Annotated in this window: 2 protein-coding genes; both read right to left on the bottom strand. The window is 23.4% G+C overall.

What is annotated here, in order from left to right:
- Positions 1-321 (bottom strand): hypothetical protein (locus G3997_RS03715; RefSeq protein ID WP_296648304.1); only part of this gene is annotated, 321 nt, incomplete at its 3' end.
- A gap of 231 nt (positions 322-552) precedes the next feature.
- A complete protein-coding gene (locus tag G3997_RS03710; protein ID WP_296648299.1) occupies positions 553-2,955 on the bottom strand; it encodes a PAS domain S-box protein in 2,403 nt (800 codons plus the stop codon).
- Positions 2,956-3,118: the final 163 nt, after the last annotated feature.

Below are 3,118 nucleotides of genomic sequence, written 5' to 3'. Positions count from 1 at the left end.
GTAATAAGGATATGGTGGAGCATAATATGGATAAGGTAATAATGATAATGCTATTAAAGTAGCAAGTGGAAATGCTCTACGTCTAAAACGTCTATATCTTCTAGGAGAACCATATTGTCTCTGTTGATTATATTGATTTTCACCTTCTTGATCCATTACATCTTCACCAACTAAAATAATAACTCTATCTTGCTCTACACTTTCAATAATTCCATCAAATGTAGTTCCATCTTTCATAGTAAAAACGGTATGATAGTTCATCAGTCTTTTACACTCATCATGTATATTTTGCATATTTCTATTATTTCTTTCTGTAGCCATTTTATCTATCCCCCCTTTTACCATAATATCAATTTCTAGAAAAAATGTTCACTTTCTAATATATAAATTCTTATAAAAATTTCTACAAATATTTTATATCGTTATTTAATACATCTTTTGATTATCTAATAATCAATACATATTTGAATGAAATACTAATACTTAAATTATTGATAGTATATATATTTATATAAATAATTCATAAAAAAAGTTATGGGTTATCCCATAACTTTATATACTATATATGTCAGAAAACTCTATATTACATTTTTCAACATGATAATATTTATTATCACAGTTTAGTATAACATTCTTTTCTTCTAAAATTTTAATAGGTATATTAAAAATAAATTCAGTTCCCTTACCAATTTCACTAAATACTTCTATTTTACCTCCATGCATCTCTACAATGGACTTTACAATAGATAGCCCTATTCCACTACCTTCGCATCTTCTAGAAAGAATATCATTTGCTTGTCCAAATCTATTAAATATTAATTCTAACTTATCTTTTGGTATTCCTACTCCACTATCCTTTACAGATACAACTACATCTTCATTTACTTTGTTTAAAGATACATGTATATTTCCATTATCGTCAGTATACTTAATTGCATTTGATAATAAGTTTAACATTACCCTTTCTATTTTATCTGGATCACAGGCTAATGTTATTTCTTCCAAATCTGTATCAAATATTAAATTTATATTTTTATGTTTAACATATTCTGCTACTGACAAAGTTATATCTTCTATTACTTTTACGATATTGTAATTAGAAGATTGTAAATTATAATATCCTATATCAATTCTACTTATATCTATTAAATTATTTACTAGCCTTAGTAGCCTATAAGAATTCTGCTTCATAATATCTACATGTCGTATTAAATTCTCTTTAGTTATATTATCTAAAGCTATATTTTTATCCATTAATTGAACAATTCCAAGTATTATATTTAATGGTGTTTTAAATTCATGAGATATATTTCCAAAAAATTCATTTCTTATACTTTCTAGGTGAATAGCTTCTTCTAATCTTTTCTTTTCTTTTTCTATTTCTTTTCTTTTTGTAATATCTATACCTGTAGCTATAAATATATTTTTATCTTTTACATACTTTAAACTTAGTTCTATCCATTTATAACTATTATCTTTACATAAAACTCTAACAATTAAATGCTTTGTTTCTTCTGTCATACAATTTGAATTATATAAATATTCTAATATATTAAAATCATCAGGATGAACTAAATTACTATAATGCATAGTTTTTATTTCTTCTTCATTCCAGCCAAGTATTTTTTTCAAAGAACCATTAGCTTTAATCATATAACCRTCTATATTTGCTATTGCTTTTAAATCTACTGACACGTCTAAGTAAAGACTTAATTCTTCTTCTGATTCTTTACGTTTTTTATTTTCTAATTTTAATTCTTGAGATAATCTATAATTTTTTATGAGCATTGCAAGTTTATCTGCAATTTCTTCAAATAAAGTATCTTGATTATATTTAGGTGCTTCTTCTTTACTATAACTAAATGATAATGTACCTATTAATTCATTACTTATTATCATAGGATATATACAAAGATATTCTATGTCATTTATAGCTTCTATATCTAAATCTATTTCTTCTATATCAGTCTTTTTTATTATCTTACTTATGCTTTTAAGTCCCCTAAAAGTTTTCCCTTCTAAAATTGCTTTTTCTTCATCTTCACTAATCCTTATTTTATCAACTCTAGCAAGTGTTTTAGCTGTATTTTTTAGTTTTATATATGGTTTAAACTCTAGATTATCTTTATCGTAAAGATTTATAGCTAAGCCTTTAGCATTTGTATTCTCTATTATGTTATTTGATATATTATGCAATAAATTATATATTCCATTCTGGATTTCATAGCTATCAGTAGCAATAACTTCACTATAATTTTTAAACATTTCTTTTATAGCTATATTATATAAACTTATATCTTTACATGATCCTACTATATATTTCAAATTATTATCTTCATCATATATAGGTTGTTTATAAGTTTCATAGGTATTTTTTTTTCCAAACATATTTATTTCATCCTCATATAATTTACCTACTCTACTATTTGCTACTATTTTATCTGATATTTTGAAATGCTCTGCAATATCTGATGGGAAAATATCATCATCATATTTACCTATAATCTCTTCTTGAGATTTACCAAATGATTCACATAAACGTTTACTATAATATACATATTTTCCAGAAGCATCTTTAATAAATGTTCCTGTATGTATATTATCTAATACTAATTCCATGTGTTCTTTTTTTAAAATAGAGTTGTCTATATCTTTTGATACAATAAATAAACATCTCTTACTTTTAAACTCATCTATAAATAGATTAGTATCTAGTTTTATTTTTTTATTATTTATGTTTATAATTTCTAATTCTTTACTTACTCCATTTTTACAAGCTGATATCTTATCTATTTCTAAATAGTCATTAGTTATAATTTGATTTACATTTATTTTATATAATTCCTGTTTTTTATATCCAAATTTATTTAGAAATTTATCATTAGCAAAAATTATTTTTCCATTATAATCTACTATTAAAATATACTCATCCACTTTTTCTAGTAAAATTTCCATTTGTCCTCCCTAGTATTGCCTGAAAATATCGTAAATTATACCATATTTTCCCTTATTGTGCACTTTTAAGATTTTAAAAATAAGCATTTAAATATTAATTTTATAACTCTAAAATTAATATTTTATTTATATTCATAGGTTATATGAATAAAAGGATATAATA

The organism is Romboutsia sp. 13368 (genome assembly GCF_018336475.1).
Lineage (GTDB): Bacteria > Bacillota > Clostridia > Peptostreptococcales > Peptostreptococcaceae > Romboutsia.
The sequence above is the reverse complement of the archived record's forward strand: the minus strand, read 5'-3'. Positions and strand labels throughout refer to the sequence as shown.